This window comes from Streptomyces sp. NBC_00872, from assembly GCF_045161915.1.
Lineage (GTDB): Bacteria > Actinomycetota > Actinomycetes > Streptomycetales > Streptomycetaceae > Streptomyces.
This window is the reverse complement of the sequence record NZ_CP108806.1, coordinates 6,568,620-6,595,129: the sequence shown is the minus strand read 5'-3', so window position 1 is coordinate 6,595,129 and position 26,510 is coordinate 6,568,620. Positions and strand designations below refer to the sequence as shown.

22 protein-coding genes and 1 pseudogene are annotated in these 26,510 nt (G+C 70.7%); 17 read left to right on the top strand and 6 right to left on the bottom strand.

The window, feature by feature from the left end:
• Positions 1–112 precede the first annotated feature (112 nt).
• Positions 113–2,782, top strand: a complete 2,670-nt coding sequence (aceE, locus tag OG214_RS28155; protein WP_405986331.1) for a pyruvate dehydrogenase (acetyl-transferring), homodimeric type — start codon at positions 113–115, stop codon at positions 2,780–2,782.
• Between the two features lie 286 nt (positions 2,783–3,068).
• Here aceE and OG214_RS28150 read toward each other — a convergent pair whose 3' ends face one another.
• Positions 3,069–3,470 carry a DUF6221 family protein gene (locus tag OG214_RS28150; RefSeq protein ID WP_363081843.1) on the bottom strand — a complete coding sequence of 134 codons (402 nt, stop codon included), beginning with the start codon at positions 3,468–3,470 and terminating at the stop codon, positions 3,069–3,071.
• Between the two features lie 228 nt (positions 3,471–3,698).
• Between OG214_RS28150 and OG214_RS28145 the strand changes: the two genes are divergently transcribed.
• Both OG214_RS28145 and OG214_RS28140 read left to right on the top strand, forming a co-directional pair.
• Complete coding sequence (locus OG214_RS28145; protein WP_382849949.1) at positions 3,699–4,664, top strand: helix-turn-helix transcriptional regulator; 966 nt, start codon at positions 3,699–3,701, stop codon at positions 4,662–4,664.
• A 185-nt stretch (positions 4,665–4,849) separates the two neighbouring features.
• A pseudogene (locus OG214_RS28140) lies at positions 4,850–5,362 on the top strand (DUF4240 domain-containing protein); the annotation flags it as partial.
• A gap of 249 nt (positions 5,363–5,611) precedes the next feature.
• Here the strand turns inward: OG214_RS28140 and OG214_RS28135 are convergent.
• Positions 5,612–6,145 carry a GNAT family N-acetyltransferase gene (locus tag OG214_RS28135; protein ID WP_405986330.1) on the bottom strand — a complete coding sequence of 178 codons (534 nt, stop codon included), beginning with the start codon at positions 6,143–6,145 and terminating at the stop codon, positions 5,612–5,614.
• 34 nt (positions 6,146–6,179) lie between these two features.
• Here OG214_RS28135 and OG214_RS28130 point away from each other — a divergent pair, with 34 nt between their 5' ends.
• Both OG214_RS28130 and OG214_RS28125 read left to right on the top strand, forming a co-directional pair.
• Positions 6,180–7,073: a TIGR01777 family oxidoreductase gene (locus OG214_RS28130; RefSeq protein ID WP_363081846.1), complete on the top strand. Its 894-nt coding sequence runs from the start codon at positions 6,180–6,182 to the stop codon at positions 7,071–7,073.
• Between the two features lie 232 nt (positions 7,074–7,305).
• Positions 7,306–8,631: an NAD(P)/FAD-dependent oxidoreductase gene (locus OG214_RS28125; protein WP_405986329.1), complete on the top strand. Its 1,326-nt coding sequence runs from the start codon at positions 7,306–7,308 to the stop codon at positions 8,629–8,631.
• A gap of 279 nt (positions 8,632–8,910) precedes the next feature.
• Here OG214_RS28125 and OG214_RS28120 read toward each other — a convergent pair whose 3' ends face one another.
• A complete protein-coding gene (locus OG214_RS28120; RefSeq protein WP_405986328.1) occupies positions 8,911–10,539 on the bottom strand; it encodes a regulator in 1,629 nt (542 codons plus the stop codon).
• Between the two features lie 398 nt (positions 10,540–10,937).
• On the opposite strand from OG214_RS28120, the gene lipB reads away from it, so the two are divergent.
• The 4 genes from lipB to OG214_RS28100 all read left to right on the top strand — a co-directional run bounded on the left by lipB (position 10,938) and on the right by OG214_RS28100 (position 14,362).
• Positions 10,938–11,735: a lipoyl(octanoyl) transferase LipB gene (gene lipB / locus OG214_RS28115; RefSeq protein ID WP_405986327.1), complete on the top strand. Its 798-nt coding sequence runs from the start codon at positions 10,938–10,940 to the stop codon at positions 11,733–11,735.
• A 215-nt stretch (positions 11,736–11,950) separates the two neighbouring features.
• Positions 11,951–12,931: a lipoyl synthase gene (locus OG214_RS28110; protein WP_363081850.1), complete on the top strand. Its 981-nt coding sequence runs from the start codon at positions 11,951–11,953 to the stop codon at positions 12,929–12,931.
• Between the two features lie 495 nt (positions 12,932–13,426).
• The gene (locus tag OG214_RS28105) at positions 13,427–13,654 is read left to right on the top strand and encodes a hypothetical protein (RefSeq protein ID WP_363081854.1); all 228 of its coding nucleotides are present in this window, start codon (positions 13,427–13,429) and stop codon (positions 13,652–13,654) included.
• Positions 13,655–13,663: 9 nt separating this feature from the next.
• Positions 13,664–14,362 carry a DUF4191 domain-containing protein gene (locus tag OG214_RS28100; protein WP_363081851.1) on the top strand — a complete coding sequence of 233 codons (699 nt, stop codon included), beginning with the start codon at positions 13,664–13,666 and terminating at the stop codon, positions 14,360–14,362.
• Positions 14,363–14,558: 196 nt separating this feature from the next.
• Here OG214_RS28100 and OG214_RS28095 read toward each other — a convergent pair whose 3' ends face one another.
• Positions 14,559–15,026 (bottom strand): RDD family protein, encoded by a 468-nt coding sequence (locus tag OG214_RS28095; protein WP_405986326.1) that lies wholly within the window; start codon positions 15,024–15,026, stop codon positions 14,559–14,561.
• A 221-nt stretch (positions 15,027–15,247) separates the two neighbouring features.
• Between OG214_RS28095 and glnA the strand changes: the two genes are divergently transcribed.
• From glnA to OG214_RS28075, 4 genes are all read left to right on the top strand, one after another.
• A complete protein-coding gene (gene glnA, locus OG214_RS28090; RefSeq protein ID WP_363081088.1) occupies positions 15,248–16,657 on the top strand; it encodes a type I glutamate--ammonia ligase in 1,410 nt (469 codons plus the stop codon).
• 417 nt (positions 16,658–17,074) lie between these two features.
• Positions 17,075–17,893 (top strand): class I SAM-dependent methyltransferase, encoded by an 819-nt coding sequence (locus OG214_RS28085; protein WP_405986325.1) that lies wholly within the window; start codon positions 17,075–17,077, stop codon positions 17,891–17,893.
• Positions 17,894–18,192: 299 nt separating this feature from the next.
• On the top strand, positions 18,193–18,594 hold the full coding sequence (locus tag OG214_RS28080) for a hypothetical protein (RefSeq protein WP_363081085.1): 402 nt from the start codon (positions 18,193–18,195) through the stop codon (positions 18,592–18,594).
• Positions 18,594–19,466, top strand: coding sequence for an MIP/aquaporin family protein (locus tag OG214_RS28075; protein WP_405986324.1), 873 nt, complete (start codon positions 18,594–18,596; stop codon positions 19,464–19,466). The genes OG214_RS28080 and OG214_RS28075 overlap by 1 nt, the downstream gene beginning before the upstream one ends.
• Before the next feature lie 234 nt (positions 19,467–19,700).
• Here OG214_RS28075 and OG214_RS28070 read toward each other — a convergent pair whose 3' ends face one another.
• The gene (locus tag OG214_RS28070; protein ID WP_405986323.1) at positions 19,701–20,624 is read right to left on the bottom strand and encodes a polysaccharide deacetylase family protein; all 924 of its coding nucleotides are present in this window, start codon (positions 20,622–20,624) and stop codon (positions 19,701–19,703) included.
• A 119-nt stretch (positions 20,625–20,743) separates the two neighbouring features.
• On the opposite strand from OG214_RS28070, the gene OG214_RS28065 reads away from it, so the two are divergent.
• The 3 genes from OG214_RS28065 (at position 20,744) to OG214_RS28055 (ending at position 24,188) form a co-directional block, all read left to right on the top strand.
• Entirely contained in the window at positions 20,744–21,208 is a 465-nt protein-coding gene (locus tag OG214_RS28065) for a MerR family transcriptional regulator (RefSeq protein ID WP_405986322.1), read from the top strand.
• A 181-nt stretch (positions 21,209–21,389) separates the two neighbouring features.
• A complete protein-coding gene (locus OG214_RS28060) occupies positions 21,390–22,274 on the top strand; it encodes a prohibitin family protein (protein WP_405986321.1) in 885 nt (294 codons plus the stop codon).
• A 153-nt stretch (positions 22,275–22,427) separates the two neighbouring features.
• Positions 22,428–24,188: an SMI1/KNR4 family protein gene (locus tag OG214_RS28055; RefSeq protein ID WP_405986320.1), complete on the top strand. Its 1,761-nt coding sequence runs from the start codon at positions 22,428–22,430 to the stop codon at positions 24,186–24,188.
• 173 nt (positions 24,189–24,361) lie between these two features.
• On the opposite strand, the gene OG214_RS28050 is transcribed toward OG214_RS28055, so the two are convergent.
• Positions 24,362–24,637, bottom strand: a complete 276-nt coding sequence (locus tag OG214_RS28050; protein WP_363081079.1) for a hypothetical protein — start codon at positions 24,635–24,637, stop codon at positions 24,362–24,364.
• 199 nt (positions 24,638–24,836) lie between these two features.
• Between OG214_RS28050 and OG214_RS28045 the strand changes: the two genes are divergently transcribed.
• The gene (locus OG214_RS28045) at positions 24,837–26,348 is read left to right on the top strand and encodes a hypothetical protein (RefSeq protein ID WP_405986319.1); all 1,512 of its coding nucleotides are present in this window, start codon (positions 24,837–24,839) and stop codon (positions 26,346–26,348) included.
• Positions 26,349–26,510 lie beyond the last annotated feature (162 nt).

Genomic DNA, 26,510 nt, shown 5'->3' with positions numbered 1-26,510 from the left:
ATCGATCATCGATCAGCGACTTACAGTCAAGGACGGGCTGCACCCAGCCCGTCGCCCTGTCCTGCCAGACAAGGCACTTCTCCACCCCCCTCCTGTCCGGAAGGCGGCCACCATGACCGACCCCGTAGGCAAACTCCCGAGCGAGCTGGACCAGCTCCCGGACCGTGACGCCGAGGAGACCGCCGAGTGGGCGGCCTCGCTCGACGCCGTGACCGAGCACGCCGGCCCGCACCGTGCCGCCTATCTGATGCGGCGCACCCTCCAGCACGCGGGAACGGCCGGGGTCCCGGTGCCCGCACTGCTGGAGACCGACTATGTGAACACCATCCCCACCGCCGCCGAGCCCGCCTACGACGGCGACGAGGCGATGGAGGCCCGGATCACCGCCTGGAACCGCTGGAACGCGGCGGCGATGGTCACCCGCGGCGCCCGGTTCGGGGTCGGCGGCCATATCGCGACCTTCGCCTCGGCGGCCTGGCTCTACGAGACGGGTTTCAATCACTTCTTCCGCGGCAAGGAGGGCGACGGCTCGGGCGACCAGCTCTACATCCAGGGCCACGCCTCCCCCGGTATCTACGCCCGCGCTTTTCTCGACGGCCGGCTGACCGAGGCCGATCTGGACAACTTCCGCCAGGAGGCGGGCGGCCGGGGTCTGCCCTCGTACCCGCATCCGCGGCGGCTGCCCTGGCTCTGGGAGTTCCCCACCGTCTCCATGGGCCTCGGCCCGCTCTCGGCCATCTACCAGGCGCGCTTCAACCGCTATCTGACCAACCGCGGGATCAAGGACACCTCCGCCTCGCACGTCTGGGCCTTCCTCGGCGACGGTGAGATGGACGAGCCCGAGTCGACGGCGGCACTCGCCCTCGCCTCCCGTGAGCAGCTCGACAATCTGACCTTCGTCATCAACTGCAATCTCCAGCGTCTCGACGGTCCGGTCCGCGCCAACTTCAAGATCGTGCAGGAGCTGGAGGCCCAGTTCCGCGGCGCCGGCTGGAATGTGATCAAGTCCCTGTGGGGCTCCGCCTGGGACGAGCTGTTCGCGCTGGACACCACGGGCGCGCTGGTACGCCGGCTGCGCCAGGTGCCGGACGCGCAGTTCCAGACGTACGCGACCCGCGATGTCGCCTATATCCGTGAGCACTTCTTCGGTGTCGACCCGGCCCTGATCGAGCTGGCGCGGCTGCTGCCCGACGCCAAGATCGCCGAGTGCTTCTTCACCTCGCGCGGCGGCCACGAGGCCCGCAAGGTGTACGCCGCCTACCGCGCGGCCGTGGCGCACAAGGGCGCTCCGACCGTGATCCTGGCGCAGACGGTGAAGGGCTACACGCTCGGCTCGGGCTTCGAGTCGCGCAACGCCAACCACCAGATGAAGAAGCTCTCGGGCGAGCAGTTCCGCGCCATGCGCGAGCTGCTGGATCTGCCGATCCCGGACGCGAAGCTGAACGAGAGCCTGATGCCGTACGGCCACCCCGGCGCCGACTCCCCCGAGGTGCGCTACCTCCAGGAGCGCCGCGCGGAGCTGGGCGGTCCCGCACCGGCCCGGCGGGTGCACCCCGTCGTACTGCCCGAGCCGTCCGACAAGCCGTTCGAGACGGTCTACAAGGGTTCGGGCAAGCAGTCGGTGGCGACCACCATGGCGTTCGTCCGGCTGATGAAGGACCTGATGCGGGACAAGGAGACCGGCAAGCGCTGGGTCCCCATCGTCCCCGACGAGGCCCGTACCTTCGGTATGGAGGCGCTGTTCCCGTCGGCCGGCATCTACTCGCCGCTGGGGCAGACGTACGACCCGGTCGACCGTGACCAGATCATGTACTACAAGGAGGCCAAGGACGGCCAGATCCTCAACGAGGGGATCACCGAGGCCGGTTCGATGGCCGACTTCATCGCCGCCGCGACGTCGTACGCGACGCATGGCGAGCCGATGGTCCCGTTCTACATCTTCTACTCGATGTTCGGCTGGCAGCGTACGGGCGACCAGATGTGGCAGCTCGCCGACCAGCTCGGCAAGGGCTTCATCGTCGGCGCCACGGCGGGCCGTACGACCCTGACGGGCGAGGGGCTCCAGCACGCGGACGGGCACTCGCATCTGATCGCGTCCACCAACCCGGCCTCCCTCAACTACGACCCGGCGTTCGCCTACGAGCTGGCCGTGATCGTCAAGGACGGTCTGCGGCGGATGTACGGCCCGGACGCCGAGAACGTCTTCTACTACCTGACGGTCTACAACGAGCCGATGCCGCAGCCCGCGATGCCGGAGGGCGTCGAGGAGGGCATCGTCAAGGGTCTGTACCGCTTCAGGGAGGGCGCTCCCGCGGCGGCCGACGCGCCCCGCACCCAGCTCCTGGCGTCGGGTACGGCGATCCACTGGGCCCTGGAGGCACAGGAGTTGCTCGCCGCCGACTGGGGAGTCACCGCCGACGTCTGGTCCGCCACGTCCTGGGGCGAGCTGCGCAGGGACGCGATGGAGGCCGACGACGCGCTGCTGCGCGGCGAGGAGCGGGTGCCGTATGTGACGCGCGCGCTCTCGGGCGCGCCGGGTCCCGTGCTGGCGGTCAGCGACTGGATGCGTCAGGTGCCCGACCAGATCAGCCAGTGGGTGGAGCAGGACTGGACCTCGCTCGGCACGGACGGCTTCGGTCTCTCCGACACCCGCGAGGCGGCCCGTCGCCACTTCGGCGTCGACGCCCGGTCGATCGTGGTCGCCGCGCTGGCGCAGCTGGCCCGCAGGGGCGAGGTCAAGCCCGAGCGGGTGGTCGAGGCACGCGAGCGCTACGGCCTCTGACGACACCTGTGACACGGTGTCCCCCGGCCGGGGATCCGGCCGGCGGACACCGTGGACATCCCGGGCGGCGGAGACCGTAGATCCCGGCCTGGGGACGCCGTGGACGTCCCGGGCGGCGGGGACCGTGGACATCTCCGTCCGGCGGAGGCCCTACCCGTCCCGTCCGGCGGACACGGCGCCGCTCCCGGCTCGCGAGAGCCCGGGAGGGGCGCCGTCGCGCGTTCGCGCGCGGTGCCGCATGGGCGGGCGACCGCGTCGCGCGCGGGTCACCGGGCGGACGCGCGGGTCACCGGGCGAACCGGGGCAGCCACTTCACCTGGTAGTCCGGGTGGCCCGCGTGCTCCGCGGCCATCTGCCGTACGACAAAGCCCAGCCCGACGGCCCGGCCGGAGGCGAAGTCGTGCGCCGGACGGTCGGTGTCGAGCGCCGCGACCTCCGTGTACTCGTCCAGGAGCACTCTGCTGGTCTCGATACGGCGGAGGGTGTACGCCGGGTCCTGGCGCGCGATGTGCTGGTCGTAACCGCGCGTCCGCAGGCTGAACGCGATGCCGCCCGTGCGGTCGTGGACCTCACCGGGCAGCTCCGGCGGACACCGCCAGTCCTCCCCGCCGGCCTCTCTCGCGACGCGCTCCTCGTCGTCGAGGCGTGCCCGGACGAAGGCCACCAGGTCGGCGTTGTGGTCTGTCATCAGGTTCCGGTCCTTTGCCATCTCGCTCAACTGTCGCCGACGGCCCTTCGCGCGGACGGCTCGGGCACCGTCGGAAGCGCGCGGGCCAGGGGAGTTCACCGCCCGCGCGTGATCCATGCGTGATCTATACGCGATCTGTTCCCGTTTACGCCACTTACCGTGGAATCAGGCCACGCCAATTGGCCAACCGCTTCCACGAGTGGCCGAACTCCCCGGCATCATGGAGTCATGCGCGCTGCCCGGCTGATCAAGATGGTGCTCCTGCTCCAGTCCAGACCGTCCATGACCGCCGCCGAGCTGGCCCGGGAGCTGGATGTCTCCGAGCGCACCATCACCCGTGACGCCCAGGCGCTCTCCGAGGCGGGCGTGCCGGTCTACGCGGACCGTGGCAGAAGCGGCGGCTACCGGCTGATCGGCGGCTACCGTACCCGGCTGACCGGGCTCGCGCGCGGCGAGGCGGAGGCGCTGTTCCTCTCCGGAGTGCCGGGCGCGCTACGGGAGATGGGGCTCGACGACATCTCGTCGGCGGCCCGGCTGAAGGTGTCGGCGGCGCTGCTGCCCTCGCTGCGGGACGCCTCGGACTCGGCGGCGCAGCGCTTCCATCTCGACGCGCCCGGCTGGTACCACGAGCCCCGGACACCCGCGCTGCTGCCCGCCATCGCCGAGGCGGTGTGGGACGACCGGCTGCTCGCGGCCCGCTACCGGCGCCGGGACACGGAGGTGGAGCGGGAGCTGGCCCCGTACGGGCTCGTGCTCAAGGCCGGGATCTGGTATCTCTGCGCCGGTACGGAGGGGACGTTCAGGGTCTACAGGATCGACCGGTTCACCGCGGCGGAGCCCAAGAAGGAACGTTTCGTCAGAGATGAGTGCTTCGACCTGCCCACCTTCTGGGAGGAGCGGTCCGCGGAGTTCGCGCGCTCTCTGCTGGCGACGCGGATCGTCGTACGGCTCACGCAGGACGGCGCCCGCAGACTGCCGTACATCGTGGACCGCGCCGCCGCCCACGAGGCGATAGCGGCGGCGGAACCGGCGGACGGAGAGGGCCTGCTGACGCTCACGCTGCCGGTGGAGTCGGAGGAGGTCGCGTTCTCCCAGCTGCTGACGCTCGGCCCGGACGTGGAGGTCCTGGAACCGGCCGCCCTGCGAAGCCGCTTCGCGGAGACGGCGGAACGGATGCGCGCGCTGTACGCGTGAGGGCTGTACGCGTGAGGCCCCCGCGCCGCGCCATCCGTGGCCGCGCCGACCGCGGCCGTGCCCATCCGTAGCCGCGCCGGCCGTGGCCGTGCCCGGCCGCCGTCGAGCCGGTTTCTCAAGAAAGGCCGGTGTTTTGGGCGGCTCCGCGTGCGCGGCCCTCCGCCAAGCACGATGCTTGACCCGTGATGGACGAGACGGAGTTCTGGGAGATCATCGACAGCACCCGCGAGGCCGCCGAGGGCGACCCCGAGGACCACGCGGATCTGCTGGTCGAGCGGTTGCTGACGCTCGATCCCGACTCCGTGCTCGACTTCGCGCGCCACTTCGAGTCCCGCTACAACCGCGCCTACCACTGGGATCTGTGGGGCGCCGCCGCCGTGCTGCTGGACGGGGCGAGCGACGACGCCTTCGACTACTTCCGCTGCTGGCTGATCGGCCAGGGCCGCGAGATCTTCGAGGGCGCGCTGCACGAGCCCGACAGCCTCGCCGAGCTCCTGGACGAGTTCGACGAGGACCTCGACGGCGACGGCGAGGAGCTGGGGTACGCGGCGGACGAGGCGTACGAGCAGCTCACCGCGGTGGTGGCGCCCGATCTGGGGATCCCGCCGCAGACCGCGGAGCCGCAGGGCACACCACTGGACTTCGAGGACGACACGGCGCTGGCGGAGCGGTTCCCACGGCTCTGGGAGCGCTTCGGTGGCCCGCAGGACCAGCGGGACCGGCTGGGCCGCCAGGCGTCGGTGGAGGCGGAGGCGGAGCGGGAGGACCAGGAGCTGGAGGAAGTCGAGGACGTGGACTACGTGGCGGACGCGGCGGACGCGGCGGACGCGGACGAAGTACAGGAGGAACGGGAGCAGCAGGAGGGCCGGGCGGGCCGGGCGGGCCGGGCAGGTCGGGCGGGCCGGTAGAAAGCGCGACGGCCCGGTGGCGGTCCGCCCTCAGCTCCGTCAGGCGGAGTCCGTCAGCGAGAGCCCCATGAACACGTCGTCGATGTCCTGCCCGTCCCGGTGGAACTCCCCCGGCAGGATCCCCTCGACGGTATAGCCCTCCGACTCGTACAAGGTCCGCGCCGCCGTGTTGGGTCCCAGCACCCGCAGCGTCAGCCGCCGTGCGCCCTGGTTGCGCGCGTGCAGGGCCGCCGCGCGCAGCAGGGCGCGCGCCACACCGCGTCGGCGCGCCCACTGGTACACCACCAGCCCCTGTATCTGCCGTACATGCGCGTTGGTGGCGAGCGGCGTGGGCCGCGCCACCCGGATGTACCCGGCGATCCGGTCCTCCGCTCCCTCGATCCCGACCTCGGCGACGAGATAGTCCTCGGGCACATGTCTGGAGTCGAAGAAAGGCGGGAAGGGAGGCCGCGGCTCCGGTGCCACGGCGTGCACCGGCGACCAGGTCAGACGGTCCAGTTCGGTCAGGGCCTCACCGTCCTGGAGGGCGGCGGGACGGATCCGCGGTGCGGACATGACGCGTCGTACGGACATGACGCAACTGTGCCACGGCGTCCCACGGGGCAGGATGGAACCCATGAGGATCGCGGTCACCGGCTCCACCGGGCTCATCGGTACGGCACTCGTACGCTCCCTGCGCGCCGACGGCCATGAGGTCGTACGTCTGGTGCGGCACCCCGCGCGGGCGGACGACGAGGCCGAGTGGGACCCCTTGCGGCAGTACGTCGACGCGCGCGCTCTGCTCGGCTGCGAGGCCGTCGTCCATCTCGCGGGAGCGGGCATCGCCGACCGCCGCTGGACCGAGGCGTACCGGAAGGAGATCCGGGACAGCCGGGTCCTGGGCACGGCCGCCGTGGCGGAGGCCGTCGCCACGCTCGACGAACCGCCCCGGGTGCTCGTCTGCGGCTCCGCCATCGGGTTCTACGGCGACACCGGCGACCGCCCGGCCGACGAGGACACACGGCCGGGGGACGGCTTCCTGCCGTCGCTCTGCGTGGAGTGGGAGGAGGCCGCCCAGGCCGCCGAGGAGGCGGGCGTACGGACGGTGTTCGCCAGGACCGGACTGGTGGTCTCCCGCGCGGGCGGCGCATGGGGGCGGCTGTTCCCGATCTTCCGCGCGGGCCTGGGCGGCCGGCTCGGCGGAGGGGACCAGTACTGGAGCTTCATCGCGCTGCACGACGAGATCGCGGCGCTGCGCCACCTCATCGACACGGAGACGCTGGAGGGGCCGGTGAACCTCACCGCGCCGCAACCGGTCACCAACCGTGAGGTCACGGCCGCGATGGGACGGGTCCTGCGCCGGCCGACCCTGTTCCCGGTCCCGGCGGTGGCGCTGCGGGCGGTGCTCGGCGATCTGTCGCAGGATGTGCTGGGCAGCCAGCGGGTGCTCCCGGCGCGTCTGCTGGAGTCGGGCTTCACCTTCGCGTTCCCCACTATTGACGAAGCGATCCGCGCGGCGTAGGCCCCCGGCCCGGATGAGCAGGCCCTCCCCGCCCCCGGACGGGCGCGCACCCCCCATGCACCGATGACCCCGCACACGCGCGTCCGTCAGGGGGCCCTTCCCTTCCTATGCTCGACCGGACCCGACCGGATCCCTTCGGAACTCAGGCACACCTGGGTACCGCTCGGGCATTCCGGGGCCTGATGAGAGTCATCAGCGCCCCACCAGCCGCGCCGACCTCGGGGAGGGGCACGTGCTCAGCGCCGCACACCACTCGACCGCACAGCAGGTGGACGTCGTCATCATCGGAGCCGGTATCGCAGGTCTGTCGGCGGCCCGGCATCTGACCAGCTCAGGTGTGAAAGTCAGTGTCCTGGAGGCGGCCCCGCGCGTAGGTGGCCGTATGGCCACCGACGAGGTGGACGGCTTCCGGCTCGACCGCGGCGGACAGCTTCTCACCACCTCGTATCCGGAGCTGCTCCGCACTCCGGGCCTGGACGGTGTGGGGCTGCGGAAGTTCTCGCCGGGCGTGCTCGTGCACAGCGACGGCCGGAACTACCGGACCGGAGCCGTCGGGAGCGCGCGGAGCGCACTGACGGTGGCACGCGCCCTTGCGAGCGCCCCCCGGCCCCCGCTGGGCGGCGCGGTCGACCAGGCCCGGCTGGGCGCCGCACTGGGCCGTCTCGCGGCGACCCCGACGCGCCGTCTGCTGGCCCGTCCCGAACGCACCGCCCTGGAGGCCCTGTCGGCCCGTGGGCTGCCCGCACGTACCGTCAACGCCTTTGTACGCCCGCTGCTGTCCGCGCTGCTCTGCGATCCCGGTCTCGGGACGTCCAGCCGCTGCGCGGATCTCGCGCTGCACGCGTTCGCGCGTGGCCGGATGTTCGTCATGGCGGGCGGCGCCGCCGCGCTGCCCGAGCTGCTGGCCCGCACCCTGCCGGAGGGCACCGTCCAGACGGACGTCTGTGTCACGGACGCGTCCATCAGCGGCGTCACCACCAAGGAGCACGGCGAGATCGGCTGCCGCGCGCTCGTCCTGGCGACCGGCGCGCGGGCGGCGGCCGAGCTGCTGCCGGGGCTGCGGGTGCCGGACTTCCACCCCAGGACGGTCGTACACCACACCGCGCCCGAACCGCCGATGAACGAACCGGCGCTGCTGCTGGACGCCGACGGGGGCGGCCCGGTCGCGTACACCGCCGTGATGAGCGCCGTCGACCCCTCGCGGGCCCCGGCCGGCCGCGTGCTGATCTCCTCGACGCTGCTCGGCACCCCTCCCCCGGCCGACGGGCTCGACCGCTCGGTCCGGGCGCATCTCGCGAAGCTGTACGGGACGCCCACCGACGACTGGGAGTTGCTGGCCGTCCACCACGACCCGGAGGCGGTGCCCGCGATGCCGCCGCCGCACGATCCGCGCCGTCCGGTGCGGCTGCTGTCGGGGCTCTACGTGTGCGGCGACCACCGCGACACGAGCACGGTCCAGGGCGCGCTCTTCTCGGGCCGCCGCGCCGCCCACGCGATCCTGCGCGATCTGGGGGTGCGGCCGGAGTACGAGACGGTGTCCCTGCCCGCGGTGGCGTAACAGCGCCGCCGCGACGCCGGCTCCGGTCCCGTCCGGCGCCGATCAACCCCGGACGGGACCGGCTTCACACGTGCGCGGGCCTCGGCACCCGGACCTCGGGTGCCGAGGGCTGACTCCGGGCGCCGGGGGCCGGGGCGCGGGTGCCAGGTGCCGACCCGAGTGCCTGGGCCCGGGTCGCGGGTGCCGGGTCGCGACCCCGGGTGCCGGGGTCCGGCATCACGTCCCGGCATCACGTCCCGGCGTCACATCGGCTTTACGTCCCTGCTTCCCGTCCCGGCGTCAGCCGAGCGCCGCGATCCGGTCGCGGTAGTTCCGTACAGCCGCCGCGTCCCGGTAGGGCTCCAGGCGCCGTTCGAAGTCCCGTACGTACTCCACCGCACGCGCCGACCGCATCTCGGTCGACTGCTTGGCCGCCTCCGCCCCGAGCAGACACGCCTGGTCCAGCTCACCCAGGCCGAGCCGGGCGCAGGCCAGTACCACCCGGCAGAACAGCCTGCTGCGGGCGTACGCCGGGGCGCGTAGCTGTAGCGAGCGCTCGGCGTGCTGGACGGCGGCGCGGTACTGCTGGAGATCCCGGTAGCAGTGCCCGAACTCGTCCGCGAGCTGCGCCTCGTCGAAGAAACGGGCCCAGTGCGGCACCTCGTCGCCGGGCCGCGCCGACTCCAGCGCGCGTTCGGACCGTACGAGCGAGGCGGTGCACGCGCGGGCCTCGCCGAGCACACCGTGCCCGCGCGCCTCGGCGGCGTGCAGCAGCCCCTGGACGAGCGGTGGCGCGGAGCCCCCGACGCCCTGCTGGGCCACGCGCGCGAGCTGGACCGCCTCCCGGCCATGACCGAGATAGACGGCCTGACGGCTCATGGTGATCAGGACGTACGAACCGTAGGCCCGGTCCCCGGCCGCCTGCGAGAGCCGTAACGCCTGGACGAAGTACCGCTGGGCGAGGCCGTGGGCGGCGATGTCGTACGAGGTCCAGCCCGCCAGCCGGGTGAGATGGGCCGCCGCGGCGAACAGACGGCGGCCGGTGGTCTCCCCGTACACACCGCGCAGCATCGGCTCCGCCTCGTGCTCCAGATAGCGGACGAGGGCCTGCCGGGCATGGCCGCCGCCGTAGGTCTGGTCGAGGGCGCAGAAGAGATCGCCGACGGAGCGCAGGGCGGCCACATCGCCCAGGGTGACGCGCTGGCCCGCCGCGCGTTCGGTACGCGGCCTGGGGACGGTGGCGGGCCACCCCTGCGCGGGCACTCGGGCGGCGCTCTCCTGTCCGCGGATCTCGTGACCACGGATCTCGTGACCACGGATCTCGTGACCACGGGCCTCGTGACCACGGATCTCCTGGCCGCGGATCTCCTGACCACGGAACTCCTGGCCGCCGGGGTCGTGATTGCGGGCACCGGTCTCGTGAACCCGGCCGCCGCTCTCATGACCGCGGCCGGCACCGTGCGTTTCGAGGCCGGGGTGGCCGACCCGTTCATCCGCTCGTCCGATCAGCCAGTCGCGGCTGGGGACGACCAGTCCGGCCGGGGTGAACGCGATCTTGCGCAGCTCGGAGTGGCTGCCGGAGTCCTTGCGCCACAGTCCGCCGACGATATCGACGGCCTCCTCGGGCGAGGACGCGAATTCGAGACCCGCGTAGACCGGGGCACAGGCGTCCAGCCCCAGATCCTGCGCGGAGAGCCGACGGCCGAGACGGCGGGTGAACACCTCGGCGATCAGCGCGGGGGTGGTGCCACGGGGCTGCTGTCCACGCAGCCAGCGCGTCACCGATGTCTTGTCGTACCGCAGATCCAGGCCGTGTTCGAGACCGAGCTGATCCACCCGGCGGGCGAGACCTGCGTTGGAGAATCCGGCTTCCGCGATGAGCGCGGCGAGCTGGCGGTTGGGGATGCGCTGCGGAGGTCGTTCCGACATCAGCTCTACGGTCTCCTGCCTTCCGGGCCCGGGGAGCAGCCCATATGGAACGGCGCGAATTTAGCGGTAGTGAACGCCTCCACCACGACGTTCGCGACACATTCATCCGATCGTGTGAGGATCAAGGGCCTTGCTGACGGGAGCGCTTGCCAGGGCCCACGAAGGGGGCTCGGAAAAGGATGAAGAGAGGCACTCCCGGAGAGCCGGTGAAGTCATGCGCGAAGGCCCGCGCGGGGGTCCGTGCGAGGCTCCGTGCGAGGCTCCGTACGAGAGGCTGTCCGAGGCCCGCCCGGGGGTCCGTGAAGTCCCCGGAACACCTGCCCGGCCGCACCGCCGGGAGCCGCCGTACAGTGGCGAGGGCGCGACACGTGCACGATGAAGGTTCTGAGGAGGCTGCCGTGAGTGAGCTGCGGTACGTCCGACTGGGATTCGGCGGGCAGGCCGTCGAGTACCAGGAGGCATGGCAGGAGCAGCGCCGGGTCCACGCGGCCCGATTCGCGGACGAGATTCCCGACACCTGTCTGCTGCTGGAGCACCCGCCGGTCTATACGGCGGGACGGCGCACGGCCGACAGCGAACGCCCGCTGGACGGCACCCCCGTCATCGACGTGGACCGCGGCGGGAAGATCACCTGGCACGGCCCCGGCCAGCTCGTCGGCTACCCGATCCTCAAACTGCCGCGCCCCGTCGATGTGGTGGCGCATGTCCGCCGGCTCGAAGAGGCGCTGATCCGTACGGTCGCGGAGTTCGGCCTGGAGACCACCCGGGTCGAGGGCCGCAGCGGGGTGTGGGTGCTCGGTGATCCGGTGCACGGGCGTCCCGCGCTCGGCGGACTGTCGCTGGACTTCGATCCGCGTCTGGCGGACGAGAAGTTCGACCCCCGGCTGAACGGCCCCGAGTACGCGCCGTCCAACGCCGGCCAGCGCCGGGAGGACCGGAAACTGGCGGCGATCGGCATCCGGGTCGCCAAGGGCGTGACCATGCATGGCTTCGCACTGAACGTGAATCCGGACAACACCTGGTTCGACCGGATCGTGCCGTGCGGGATCCGGGACGCGGGGGTCACCTCGCTCTCGAACGAGCTGGGCGGGGAGATCACGATCGCGGAGGTCGTTCCCGTGGTGGAGCGGCATCTGCGGGACGTGCTGGAGAGCGCGGAGCTCAAGCCGCGCGAGATCGAGCGCGCGAGCGCGTAGCCGCCGCGCACCACAGAGCCGTAGCTGCCGCCACCGCCGTGCGGCTTGTCCTCCTCCGGCGCAACGGAGCAGGGCGGGGCGCGACAGGGGCGCGACGCATGGGAATGCGCCCCTCTGGCCATGGGTTGGCCATACGTAATGCCACGCAAATATCGGGCGTAACCTGGTGTTCGCCGAAGAATCGAATGCCGCGCCAGCAGAGAGAGGTGCCGGACGTGTCCGCTGTCGCACCCGACGGACGCAAGATGCTGCGTCTGGAGGTCCGGAACAGCCAGACCCCCATCGAGCGCAAGCCCGAGTGGATCAAGACCCGGGCGAAAATGGGACCCGAGTACCAGCGGCTCCAGAAGCTCGTGAAGAGCGAGGGGCTGCACACGGTCTGCCAGGAGGCGGGCTGTCCGAACATCTTCGAATGCTGGGAGGACCGCGAGGCGACCTTCCTCATCGGCGGCGACCAGTGCACCCGACGCTGTGACTTCTGCCAGATCGACACGGGCAAGCCGGACGCCCTGGACCGCGACGAACCGCGCCGGGTGGGCGAGTCCGTCGTCACCATGGATCTGAACTACGCCACGATCACCGGCGTCGCCCGTGACGACCTGGCGGACGGCGGTTCCTGGCTGTACGCGGAGACCGTGCGCCAGATCCACACGCAGACGGCGGAGCGGGAGGCGGGCCGTACGAAGGTCGAGCTGCTGATCCCCGACTTCAACGCGGTGCCCGAGCAGCTCGCCGAGGTCTTCTCGTCCCGGCCCGAGGTGCTCGCGCACAATGTCGAGACCGTGCCCCGCATCTTCAAGCGCATCAGGCCCGGGTTCCGTTACGAGCGTTCGCTGGAGGTGATCACGCGCGCCCGCGAGGCGGGTCTGGTCACCAAGTCCAATCTGATCCTGGGCATGGGCGAGGAGCGCGCCGAGGTCAGCGAGGCGCTGCGGCAGCTGCACGAGGCGGGGTGCGAGCTGATCACGATCACCCAGTATCTGCGGCCGTCCGTACGGCACCACCCGGTCGAGCGCTGGGTGAAGCCGCACGAGTTCGTGGAGCTGAAGGACGAGGCCGAGGAGATCGGCTTCTCCGGTGTGATGTCGGGACCGCTGGTCCGTTCCTCGTACCGCGCGGGCCGGCTGTACCAGCAGGCGGTGGAGCGCCGTGGCGGGGCGGTCGCGGGCGCGGCGGTGGCCGGCCAGGCGGTATGAGCCACGGTCGGTGAGCCGGAGCCGTCGAGCCGGTGTTGTCGAGCCGGCGTCGTCGAGCCGGAGCCGTCGTACCGTCGTGCCGAAGCCGTTGAACGGGCATCACGACGCCGTGGGCCAAGTGGCCTATGTATGACCCCGATCGGCTTTTCAGATCGGCTGTGTGAATCCGAGCACAAGCGACTCGCGAGTGACCACTGAGCAGTGGAGCAGGTCGTGTGGCGGCCCGTACGCTCCCCGCAGGTCGGGGGCCGCGTACGGGCCGCGTCGTCGTTCCGGGCCGTACGGGGGCCCCGACCGAATCCAGGGCGTATCCGGGTTTCATTCGCGTTTGACCGGTCGGTCACGCCCTGGTAACACCAGTGAGTGACTCTGGTTCTACGCACCGCGCACGCTCGTGCACGCCGCACCAGACCCGTTCGCGAGGGGATCGCCATCATGCAGGACGCGCCGGTACGACCCGTCGCCGAAGTGCCGGTACGACCCGTCACCGAGGCGTTGGCCGCCACCCCCCGGACCACGCCGGTCCTCCGGACCACTCCGGTCCTGCCCTCCGTCGCCGGCGCGCTGCGCGCCGTCGAGTCCCTGCTCCTGAGCGGCGGCCAGCGCACGGCCCGCCGTAACGCCTGGACGGCCGTCCTGGAGGACCGCCGCAGGGCCAAGGACCGGGTCGAGGCGCAGCACGTAATGGAGGCCGTGTCGAAGGCCACTTCCCGCGCCACGTAAACTCTGGGCATGGCGAGGAAGGAAAACGCAGACACTGCTGCGAACCCGGGGCGACTGAAGCAGATCGCTCTTACCTACAAGATGACCCGACGGGCCGACTCAAAGGTCGGTCTTGTCGTCGCTGGTGTGGGAATCGTCACCTTCGGTGTCTTCCTCGCGATCGGCTTCTTGATCAACCATCCGGTCTATCTGGGGATCCTGGGCTTCATCCTGGCGTTCCTCGCGATGGCGATCGTCTTCGGCCGCCGCGCCGAGAAGGCCGCCTTCGGACAGATGGAGGGCCAGCCGGGCGCTGCGGCGGCAGTCCTGGAGAACGTCGGCCGGGGCTGGACGACCACCCCGGCGGTGGCGATGAACCGCAACCAGGACGTCGTCCACCGGGCCGTCGGCAAGGCGGGCATCGTGCTGGTGGGCGAGGGCAACCCGAACCGGGTGAAGACCCTCCTGGCGGCCGAGAAGAAGCGGATGGCACGCATCGTGGTGGACGTGCCGGTGCACGACATCATCGTCGGCGACGGCGAGGGTCAGGTGCCGCTGAAGAAGGTGCGTACGACCATGCTGAAGCTGCCGCGTGTCCTGGCGGGCCCCCAGGTGACGGCGGCCAACGACCGGCTGCGGGCGCTGGGCGATCTGATGAGCAACATGCCGCTGCCGAAGGGTCCGATGCCGAAGGGCATGAGGATGCCGCGGGGCGGAAAGATGCGCTGACGTACGCACGACGGTACGCACGACGACAGGCGCGTGCGCCGGACCGGACGAGACGGACGACTGTACGAGACGGACGAGAGGGCGGCCCCGAATGACGGGGCCGCCCTCTCATATGTCCATGTCCACAGACCCGTGACCCGGACCCGTGGTCCGGACCCGTGGCCCGTGACCCGTGAACTGGACCCGGACCGGTGTTTCAGATCCGCACCTGCACGGCACGGGAGAGCCGGTCATGAAGCCCGCGCCCGTCGCGGTCCCAGACGAGGGCCGGGATCGCGAGGCAGAGCAGGACGCTGCGGATGAGTACGCGGCCGAGGCCGAGCCTGCCGCCGTCCTCGGCGACCACCCGCAGGCGGAAGATCCGCTTGCCGGGGGTGAAGCCGACCGTACCGACGGTGAGCACGCTCAGGACGAGCAGGACTCCGAGGGCCCAGTTGCCGGCCGCCTGCCAGTCACGGCCGGCGAGCAACCCGTATGCGATCAGCATGCAGAGCGCCCAGTCGACGAAGATGGCTCCGAAGCGCCGTCCGAGAGGGGCCACCGAGCCCGGCCCATGCTCCGGCAGCCCCAGTCGCTCACCCCGGTGGCCGAAGTCGACACCCATGTCCTCGGCGGCCGCACGGGGGCCGGAGAGCCACGATCCGATTGCTTGCCTGTTGTCCACCCGACCACGGTACTGCGGCGGTGCCCGCGCCCAGGGAACGGGGGTGCGGGACCGTCGTACGCCCCGGCGCGCACCCGGGCTGGTTAACTTGGGAGAAACAAATGGGTCATGCTTGAGAAATCCCGGAAACCTATGGTCGGGTCCAGCGTGTGCCACCGCACTGGCCGCACCACCGAGCGACAACCCCCGCCCCTCCCTGGGACGGGAGGAGGAGGAGCTGGATGTTCCAGAACGCCGACGAGGCCAAGAAGTTCATCGCGGACGAGGACGTCAAGTTCGTCGACGTCCGCTTCTGCGACCTGCCTGGCGTGATGCAGCACTTCACGATCCCGGCGAAGTCGTTCGACCCGACGGAGGAGCTCGCCTTCGACGGCTCCTCGATCCGTGGCTTCCAGGCGATCCACGAGTCGGACATGGCGCTGCGCGCGGACCTGTCGACGGCCCGTGTCGACTCGTTCCGCCGCGACAAGACGCTGAACATCAACTTCTTCATCCACGACCCGATCACGGGCGAGCAGTACAGCCGCGACCCGCGCAACATCGCCAAGAAGGCGGAGGCCTACCTCGCCTCCACCGGCGTCGCGGACACCGCGTACTTCGGCCCGGAGGCCGAGTTCTACGTCTTCGACAGCGTGCGTTTCAACACCACCGCGAACGAGGGCTTCTACCACATCGACTCCGAGGCCGGCGCCTGGAACACCGGAGCGATCGAGGACAACCGCGGCTACAAGGTCCGCTACAAGGGCGGCTACTTCCCGGCCCCGCCGGTCGACCACTTCGCCGACCTGCGCGCCGAGATCTCCCTGGAGCTGGAGGCGTCCGGCATCCAGGTCGAGCGCCAGCACCACGAGGTGGGCACCGCCGGCCAGGCGGAGATCAACTACAAGTTCAACACGCTGCTCGCCGCCGCCGACGACCTGATGCTCTTCAAGTACATCGTGAAGAACGTCGCCTGGCGCAACGGCAAGACCGCGACCTTCATGCCCAAGCCGATCTTCGGTGACAACGGCTCCGGTATGCATGTCCACCAGTCCCTGTGGCAGGGCGGCACCCCGCTCTTCTACGACGAGCAGGGCTACGCGGGCCTCTCGGACACCGCCCGCTACTACATCGGCGGCATCCTCAAGCACGCCCCGTCGCTGCTGGCGTTCACCAACCCGACGGTGAACTCGTACCACCGCCTGGTCCCCGGCTTCGAGGCCCCGGTCAACCTGGTCTACTCGCAGCGCAACCGCTCCGCGGCGATGCGTATCCCGATCACGGGCTCGAACCCGAAGGCCAAGCGCGTGGAATTCCGCGCCCCGGACCCCTCCTCGAACCCGTACCTGGCCTTCTCCGCCCTCCTCCTCGCGGGCCTCGACGGCATCAAGAACAAGATCGAGCCGGCCGAGCCGATCGACAAGGACCTCTACGAACTGGCCCCCGAAGAGCACGCGGGCGTCCCCCAGGTCCCCACCTCCCTCCCGGACGTCCTCGACGCCCTGGAAGCGGACAACGAATACCTCCAGGCCGGCGGCGTCTTCACCTCGGACCTGATCGAGACGTGGATCGACTACAAGCGCACCAAGGAAATCGCCCCCATCCAACTCCGCCCGCACCCACACGAGTTCGAGCTGTACTTCGACATCTAAACCGCGGGGCCGGGCGCCTGGGCCCAAGGTCCGGAGACGTGCTGTAGTGCACCGGGTGTGCACCGGCCGGTCAAGTCTCTGACTTGGCGTCAGAAGTCGGCGAGGGTCGTTCTCCCTGAAATGGGGTAACGGCCCTCGCCGACTTCTTCGTCTGCGCCGCCCGATGTCGACGTGGCCCGCGGCCATCTGCTCCCGGACGACCTGGGAGGCGCCGGGGCGGTGCTCGGCTTCGTCCTCGACTCCCCGCTGGGGCGTATGCCGCGGCCAGCATCGTGCGGCGGCTCTCACCGCGCCGGGTTGGGAGTTGAGTGGGCCGCAGTACGGTGGAGCCGCGGAGGCGGCACGCCTGCGCGAACGGCTCCAGCACACGGCCGTCCTCGCGGTCTCGCCCGCCGCCCGTCCCCCGGAGCCGCCGACGTGACCGACCTCTCCGCCGCACATGACGCCGCCGCCACCGACCGGCGCCGCCTCGCCGGGAGCGCCTACAGCAGCGACCGAGACCTGGCCGCACGCCAGCGGCTCTACCAGTGGCAGACCCCGCGCCATGACCTGCCGGGCATCGTCGCCGAGCAGCTGAGCGGCGTGCGCGGGCGCGTGGTCGATGTCGGCTGCGGCAACGGCACGTTCATCCAGCGACTCCGCCAGGACCGGCCCGATCTGACCCTGCTGGGCCTGGACATCGCCCCCGGCATCCTCGCCGGCGTCCCCGGCCCGGTCGCCGTGGCGGACGCCAACCGCCTGCCGCTGGCCACGGGGAGCGTCAACGCCGCCCTGGCGCTGCACATGCTTTACCACGTCCCCGACATCCCTCGTGTGGTCGAGGAGCTGTCCCGGGTGGTGGCCCGTGACGGGCTGGTGATCGCCTCCACCAACAGCGACGGTGACAAGGCCGAACTCGACGACCTGTGGCAACGGGCCGCAGGCGATGTCCTCGGCACCGGACGCGGACCCGCACGCATCGCGCTCGGCGCCCGCTTCACCTTGGAGAAGGCTCCCTCCCTCCTCGGGGAGGAGTTCGGCCGTGTGGAGACGATCGAACTGCCCGGCACCATCACGGTCCGCGACCCCGAACCGGTGATCGCGTACCTGGCCTCCTACCAGGCATGGGCGGACCAGCACGACGTGCCCTTCGACGCGACCATCGAGCGGGCCCGTGCCCTCCTCGACGACCACATCGCCCGGCACGGGGCGTTCGAGATCACCTGCAAGGGCGGCATTTTGATCTGCCGTCGCTGAGCAGGCGCCGCCGCCAGCGCGCGCGGTTACGGCGTCGGTCTGGTCAACGGAGAGCCATGGCCGGGGTACGCAGTTGCGTCGGCGAGTAGGGGCTCGTTCGTATCGGTCCGCGTCCCCTTCGCCTTTGCCCGACACCACGGACGAGGCCCGTAACCCGAACGGACCGGCCCGGCGCGTGGCGGTGCCTGCGTCGGGTGGCAGGTGATCGTCCGGCGTGTGCCGGGGAAGCGGCCGAGAGAGACTGCTTGTGAGTGGACGGTCGCCGTGGGTGACCGCCGATGGCCGGAAAGGGATGCGCGATGGCGAAGAAGGCGACGGTGACGTGGGCGGGTGAGCCGGCCGCGCACGATTATCCGGCGGCCGAGTCCTATCTGCGGCTGATCGTGTCCCCGGACACGGCGGAGGTGCTGACGAGCCTGCTGTCCCAGGCATCGACGGTGACCCACCCGGCGAAGGACCTGCTGCGCGCGGCGCGTCTGCCGCTGCTCGCGGTGGACGACCCGGAGGTCGCGAAGGATGTGAAGAAGAGCGCCGACGGCGTGTCGCTGTCGCCCGTCCTGCTGGTGCGGGGAGACCTGGCCACGGGCCGCTCCTTGCAGATCGCCGACGGTTATCACCGTGTGTGTGCCAGCTACCACCTGAACGAGGACACCGATGTTCCCTGCCGCATCGTCAGCCTTCCCGCCGCGGCCGTCGGGTAATGCCGGCGTCGACGGGTGACGGCGGGAGCGCCTCCGGTGGCCGGCCGTCGGGGCCGAACGTCGAAGCGCTCGTACGGGCCCGGCATCCCGCGCCCGTAGCCGACCTGCTGGAACGTGAACCGATCTGGGCGCGGGACTTCGACAACCTCAGCTTCGAATGGCGGCGTCTGTTCAGCGAGCTGTTCGGCACGTTCCTGCTCGTGCTGGCCGGCGCGGGGGCCGGCGTCCTCGACACCACCACGCGGGGCGCGATCGGCCGAGCCGCGGGCGTCACCGCGCCGGCCCTGACGGTGCTGGCGGTGATCCTCTTCATGGGCGCCGTCTCCGGCGCCCACCTCAACCCCGTCGCCACCCTCTCCTTCGCGCTGCGCCGCGACTTCGGCTGGCGGCGGGTCCCGGGATACGTGCTCGCCCAGCTCGCCGGCGCGTTGCTGGCCGCCCTCGTACTGCGCGCCCTCTTCGGCACCACCGCGCATCTGGGCACCACACTGCCCGGCACCGGATTCGGCCCAGGGCAGGCGTTCGTGATCGAGGCCGTCCTCACCTTGGGTCTCGTCAGCACCATCCTCGGCACCGCGTCCAGCGCCCAGAACATCGGAGTGCTGTCCGCGTTCGGGGTCGCGGCCTATGTCGCGCTCGCCGGACTGTGGGCCGGTCCGGTCAGCGGCGCCTCCATGAACCCCGCCCGCTCAGTGGGGCCCGCTCTCGTCAGCGGCCATCTGTCGGACCTGTGGATCTATCTGACCGCGCCCCTGCTCGGCACCCTGGCCGCGGTCGGCGTCGCACACATCCTGCGCGGCCCTGGCGGCGGCCCCAGCGGCAGCCGGGCAGCCCAGGGAACCCTGAAGCCCCCGACCACCCACACATCCTGACGACCGTCACCAGCGGTAACAGCGTTACGAGCAGCCGCGTTTGCCACCGCTCACGGCCGGGGCGACGACGAAGCCCAGCGGTCGTGGCGGTCGAGGTGTACAGGAGGCCCGCGAGCGATTCCGGAAGGGCGTGCTTGATCTGGTGTCCGCGCAGGTAGCGGCGTTCGCGGCGCGAACTGTGGGAGTGGGGGTGGGAGTGGGACCGGGTCCGGGTCCGGGGCCGGGGCCGGACGGTTATGGGGTCGGCAAGGTGTCGGTGGTGGTGCGGGTGTAGTGGTCGGCGATCTCGTCGGTGGTCGTGAGCCATACGCCGGGGTGGCCGGCGATGTGTTCCAGTGCCTGGTCCAGGTATTTGTGGCGGAAGGGCTGGTTGATGACGAACGGGTGCAGGACCAGGGACATCACACGGCCGCTGGTGGCCGCGTCGGCGTGGAGTTGGTCCAGTTGGTCCTTGACGATCTGGACGAAGTCGGGACCGCTGAGGCTTTTGCCGACGAAGAGGGTGATGTCGTTGACCTCGATGGAGTACGGCACGCTCAGCATGCCGGGGACGTTCAGGCGGTACGGCTGGTCGTCGTTGGCCCAGTCCAGTACGTAGGTCAGGCCCAGTTCGGCGAGCAGTTCCGGAGTCCGGAAGGTCTCGGTGAGGGCCGGTCCCAGCCAGCCGCGGGGGCGGCGGCCCGTGGCGCTCTCGATGGTGCCGATCACCTCGGTCAGATACGCGCGTTCCTCGTCCGGGGCCATGCCGGCCTGGAAGATCGAGTTGTTCTTGCCGTGGGCGGCCCATACCCAGTCCCGGTCCCGGCCCGCCCTGATGATCTGCGGGTAGCGCTCGGCGACATCGGAGTTGAGCATCACACTCGCGCGGATCCGGTGCCGGTCGAGGCTCTCGATCAGCCGCCAGATGCCCACTCGGGGCCCGTAGTCGCGCCAGCCGTAGTTCAGCGGGTCCGGCGCCAGCCCCGCCGTACCGGGGAAGATGCTCGTCGAGGGGCGGTCGATGCGGTAGTGCTCGACGTTCAACGCCAGGTAGAAGGCGATACGGGCCCCGCCCGGCCAGCGGATCGGCTCCCGTTCGACGATCGGCCGGTAGGCGAAGAGCCGTTGGTCGTAGAGCCGTTGGTCGTAGAGCTGGTTGTCGAAGAGCTGGTTGTCCATCGGAACTCACCTCATGCCTCATGCCCGCTGTATGCGTGCCGCGCGGTTTCGCTCGATGCGTATCCTCAAACCCTCACATTGATGAGAAGGTCAACACGACACTACGTGAGGGCGGTCACATGCGCATCGGAGAGCTGTCGGAACGCACCGGCACCCCGCGCCGGTTACTCCGTTACTACGAGGAGCAGGGGCTGATCGCCGCCCGCCGCTCCCCGAACGGCTACCGCGAGTACGACGAGCGCTTCGTGGACCGGGTCACACAGATCAGAGGTCTGCTCGACGCCGGACTGCCCACGCGGATCATCAAGCAGATCCTGCCCTGCCTCGACAAGCCCCGGACCATCTACTTCCCCGACGCGACACCCGAGATGATCGCCACGCTGAGGCACGAGCGCGACCGGATGACCGACCGCATCCGGTGTCTGACACGTAACCGCGACGCCATCGGCGAATACCTCGACGCGGTGCTCGACTACGACCGCACCGAGGCCGGCACCCGTAGCGGGACCGAGGACCGAAGCGGGACCGAGGACCGAAGCGGAAGCGACGCCGACGGCTCGGCGCCCGGCGCCCGACGCCCGTGATGCCCCCCGCCTGCGGACGGACGGCTCAGACGGTTTGTGACGCGTTTGTTGAAGGTCGTACAGCATCTCGTCGCACAATCCGTCCGACTGCCCGGCTACGATGCGCCAACCCGCGGCAGGGGGCATTTTCCGCACAGCCGCCGCGGGACCGCGCACGTCGCATCATCGGGGGGATCTCTCTATGTTCGTGCTGTCCATATTGCTCATCATCACGGCCGTCGTACTGGCCGTACTCGCCCGCAGCCGCTCGGTCGGCTGGAAGCTCGGCGCCGTGCTGGCCGGAGTGGCGGGGCTGGCCTTCGGGGTCATCAGCTGCGTGTATGTCGTGAGCGCCTACGAGGTCGGTGTCCCGGTCCTCTTCGGGAAGACCGGCACCCCGCTCAAGTCCGGGATGCATCTGAAGACGCCCTTCACCGACGTGACGACGTTCTCCACCCGTCCGGTGGATCTCAACCTCAACGACAAGGACGTGGTCGAGGTCCGTTCCTCGCAGGGCGGGGTGCTGTACGCGGACGTCACCGTCAAGTGGGCGGTCACGCCCGAGAACGCCGTGGAGCTCTACCGGCTCGCGGGCAGCCAGGACGCGATCCAGGAGCGGCTGGTGCTGCCGGACAGCCGCGAGATCATCCGCGATGTCTTCGCCAAGCACAAGAGCGAGGAGGGTTATGTCTCCGGCCGGCAGGCCATCGCCTCGGAGATCGAGACAACGATCAAGGAGCGGCTGAAGCCGCGTGGTATCGACGTCACCAATGTCAATCTGCGCAATGTGCGGCCGTCCGAGCAGCTCCAGACCCAGATAGACAAGAAGCTCCAGCAGGAGCAGGCCACCGAGCGCGCGGTCGAGGCGGCGCGTACGGCGAAGGCCGAGGCGGAGCGCCGGCGTATCGAGGCCGAGGGCGTGGCCAAGGCCAACGCGATCCTGGAACGGTCGCTCACCGAGCGGGTCCTGCGGAACCAGTGCATCGAGGCCTTCAAGGAAGCCTCGAAGGCGAATCCGGTCTACGCGGTGCCGTGCGGTTCGGGCTCGAACGGTACGCCGGTGATCGTGGACGGCACCGGGAATTGACACCCACGGCGACAGACGGACAAGTGGAGGATCGTACGGCGAACGCCATCTCGCGCCCGCGCGGACGGCGCCCCGCGTCGGTGTCCATCGAGCCTCGCGGGTTTGCGGACCGTTGGGTGTCGGTTGTCAGTGGGCGCTGGCACGATGGAGGACATGAAGATCTACAACTGGCGGCCCTTCCTTGAGCGGTGGAGTGCGGACTGGGAGGACTCGGCCGGGACGGGGGCGCGATGGCTGGGTTCCGCGGCTGTGGCGGAGGAGCGGATCGAGGAGTTGGAGGAGCGGCTGGGGGTGGCGTTGCCGTTGACCTACCGGTCGTTCCTGGCGGTCACCGACGGCTGGCGGGCGGCCGGTACGGACATCGGGGTGCTGGGGGCGGCGGAGGGGCTTCGCTGGTATGGGGAGGCGGGGACGGATTCCGACGGGGAGGCCGGGGCGCCGCTTGAGTCGGCCGCGGGGGCCGGGCTTGAGCCGGATGCGGGGGCGCGGCTTGAGCTGGCCGTCACGTCGGACGCCGAGGTCCTGCTCGACCCGCGTGAGGTGAACGCCGACGAGGAGTGGGCGGCGTATCTGTATCGAGGCCGGTCCGATGAGAAGCCTGAGCGGTACGAGTCGTTCCTGGAGCTGATGCAGGCGCTGTTCCGGGAGTTCCACCGCAACCACGCCCACTCCCCCGACTTCGTGAACGCCACGACGCGCGAACTCGACGCCGATGTCGAGGAGGCACGCGCAGGCACTCTGCGCGGGGACGACATCGACGGCCGGCTCGAAAGGCTCGTCGAGGCCGACAGGTGCGGCCGCGGCCGTGCCCATGGGCTGCGCGTCCAGATCGAGGCGATGCTGGGCGGCGGGCCGCTGTACGTGGAGGAGTTGGCGCCGCTGGCCGGGCTGGAGGAGATGGATTCCGGGGAGGTCGCGGAGCGTACGTTCCGTTACGAGCCCTCCGGGGCCTTCGGCAAGGCGGTCGCGACGGCGCGGGAGCACGCGCGGTGGGGCGACACGGACGCCGCGTGGGACACGATCGCGGACGCCGTGGCCGACTGGGAGCCGCGCGGCGGCGAGCACATAGCGCCCGTCGGGCTGCTCGCCGATCCCTTCCTCGGACCGGTGATCACACCTGAGCGCGGCCGGTACATCCTTGAAACGCCCCGAGGTGAGGGGCGGGAGGAGGGTCTGGTGGAGAGCGAGGAACCGGATGAGCCGGCCCTCGACGGACTGGCCTGGCTCGCCGACGACGGGCAGGAGCGGGGCTCCTACCGGTTCCTTCTCGTCGAGGACGTCTCGCCCGAGGATCTGGCCGTACGGATCGCGCGGAAGCCTGGCCGGCCGGTGACGCTGTCGGCGCCCGCCGACGAGCGGGAGGCGGGGGGAGCGGCCCGTGTCGGATGGTGCGGAGGCGACAGCGGGTGGAGCTTCGCCTTCGTGAGCGACGGCATCGGTCCGGGGAGCGCGGAGGGACAGGAGGGCGCGGAGGGCGCGGAACACCCGGGGAGTTCGGGAAGTCCGGGGAGTTCGGAGGGGCCGGAGTCCTTCCGGGCCGGACTGTCCGACACCGCGCTTGAGCTGGGTGAGATCGCCTCCCTGGGCACGGCGTCCGTCCTGGTGTGGGTCGAGAGGGGCAGCGGGCCGCAGGAGATGCCGGGCACATTCCACTTCTCGTACGCCGAGGACGGAGAGCGCCTGTACGGATTCACGGTGCACGGCGGGGACATCGATGAGTGGGGAACCCTCCCCGACACCCTCGACCCGGAGGATCTCTTCCCCGGATCCGAAGATCTCTCGCTGGACCCCGATGACGAGTACGAGGCACTGGACGCCATCGCGGAGGAGTATGAGGTGTCCCTGCCGCAGTTCGCGCTGACACAGGGGCGGTTGCACACCGTGGAGACCAGGCCCTGGATCTCCGGGTCGTGATTCCGCCGCTTGATCCGGAGCTTGACGCGAGGCGTGATGCGGGGCCTGATTCCGGCTCGTGACCGCGGGACACCGGCCGCGCATCGGGCTCTCCGGTCCCTTCCTTCCGGACCGGAGAGCCCGTACGTCCCGCGCTGTGCTTCAGCGGACCAGCGGACTTGCGGCCCCCCGGACTAGCGGATCAGGGCTCGCACCATGCGGCAGGTGGTGTCGGACGGCGGGTGGATCCCGATCCGGGCAGCCGTGCCGCGGATCCTGCGGTTGGTCGCGTTCGCCGGGTGGTACACGCCCGAGTCGAGCAGGGCGATGGCGAGGCGCATGGCCTTGAGCCGGCGGTTATGGGTCTCGTACCACTCCCGCGGCTGACCCGCGGGCAGTGGTTTACGGACGATGGTGGGCGCGGTGGGCTGAGTCTCGAAGAGTTTCGTCGTGATTGTGGCAACGGCCATCGGCGACCTCCCGGCGCGGTGGTTGGACCCTCACGAACTACCCCCATTTTACTGCCCCCCACTGACAATCGCCCCTGGCCAGAGGGCATTTGACGGTATCTGGAACGGGTGTCTCGCACGTGCCCGTCGGTACGGTTGGGACACGCGACACGGAGCCGGTGCGGAGACCGAGAGCAGGGAGAGGAGAGAGGGGAACGGTATGGCCGGACCGTACGGCGGGGTGCTCAAGGGCATCGCCTCCAATCCCGCCGCGCCGAGCAGCGTGCTGCTGCGTCTGCTCGCGCCCGAGGCGGAGATCTTCTGGTACTGGCTCACGGAGCGACGGGAGCTTCCCCCGCCGGTGGCCGACGCCATCGTGTGCCATCCCGACGCACGGCTCCGCGCCGACTTCGCGCGCGCCCGCCACGCCGCTCCCGCCCGACTCGCACGGCTCGCACGGCTCGTCGACGATCCGTCGACCGAGGTACGGCTCGCCTTGGCGAAAGGGCGGCGGCGTTTCCGCGAGGAGGCCGTACCGCTGCCCGACAGCACGTACGAGCGCCTGCTCGCCGACCCCGAGCCTGCCGTACGTACCGCGCTCATCGGGTCCCCACTGCCCGCGCCACTACGGGCCCGGTTCGCGAGCGACGCCGATCCGGCGGCACGGATCACGGCCTGCCAGGTCTGGGAGCGGCTGACGGAACCGGTGCGGGCGGCTCTGCTGCGAGACCCCGATCCGGACATACGGCAGGAGGCCGCGCTCAACGAGTGTGTACGGGACACCGCGCTCACCGCCCGGCTGCTGACCGGCTTGACCGACCCGGCCGGCTCGACCGACCCGGACGACCTGGACGACCTGGACGACCTGGACGATGACGGGGCGAACGATGACGGGGACCGTGACCGAGCGGCCCGACGAGGACTGCTCGATCGTGGGACGGCCGAGCTCATCGCCCTCCACAGAGACGCGACCGTACGGCGGTGGGCGGCCGAGAATCCGTCGCTGCCCGCCGATCTCGTGGCCCGGCTGGCCACCGATCCGGACCCGGGCGTACGGCTGTACGTCTCGGCGCGGCCCGAGTTGACCGAGACGGAGCGTGCGGCGATCGACTACACGGTCGATGCCTCCGCCCGTCTTCCCGTCCTGGAGTGGGTCCAGCGGGCGCACGAGAACGCGGATGTCGACATCCTGCGCCGCTGCGCCGCGTCCGCGCATCCATGGCTGCGCCGCAGTGCCGCCAGGAGTTCGCTGCTCCCCCTCGACACGGTGGAACGGCTGGCGCGCGACGAGGACTTCGCCGTACGGCTCCTCCTGTGCGAGTTCCACCCCGAGCCGCCCCCGGAGCTTCTGCTCCGCGTCTACGCCGAGTGGCACGGCCTCACCCGCTCGGACCTGCTCGACCATCCGCGTTTCCCGAGGAAGGGGCTGGCCGCGCGCTTCGCGGAGGACCCGGATCCGGCTCTGCGGTATCTGGCCCTGCGCGACCCGGACGCGCCGTCCGCGCTGGTCGACCGGTTGACCCGGGACCCCGACCGGGAGGTGGCACGAGCCGCCGCGGGGCATCCGCGACTCCCTCCGGAGCGGATCCGGGACCTGCTGGCGGACGTGCTCCTGGTCGCGTACGCCGCCGCCAATCCGGCGCTGCCCGTCGACCATATGCACCGGCTGCTGGACGAGGCGGGGATCCCCTCGGCAGCAGCAGCGGCAGTCGGCCCGCGAGCCACCCCGTAGCCGGAAGCGTCTCTGCCGGGCGGCACTCGACACACTGTGCCGGGCACCGCCGCCGGGGTGAACACCGTTCGCCGTGGCGGAAGTTACCGATGGGGCGGTTGAGCGGAACGGCCGGACCGTCCGTACGTAACGGCACACGGAACCAGCCGGCCCGCCCCCACG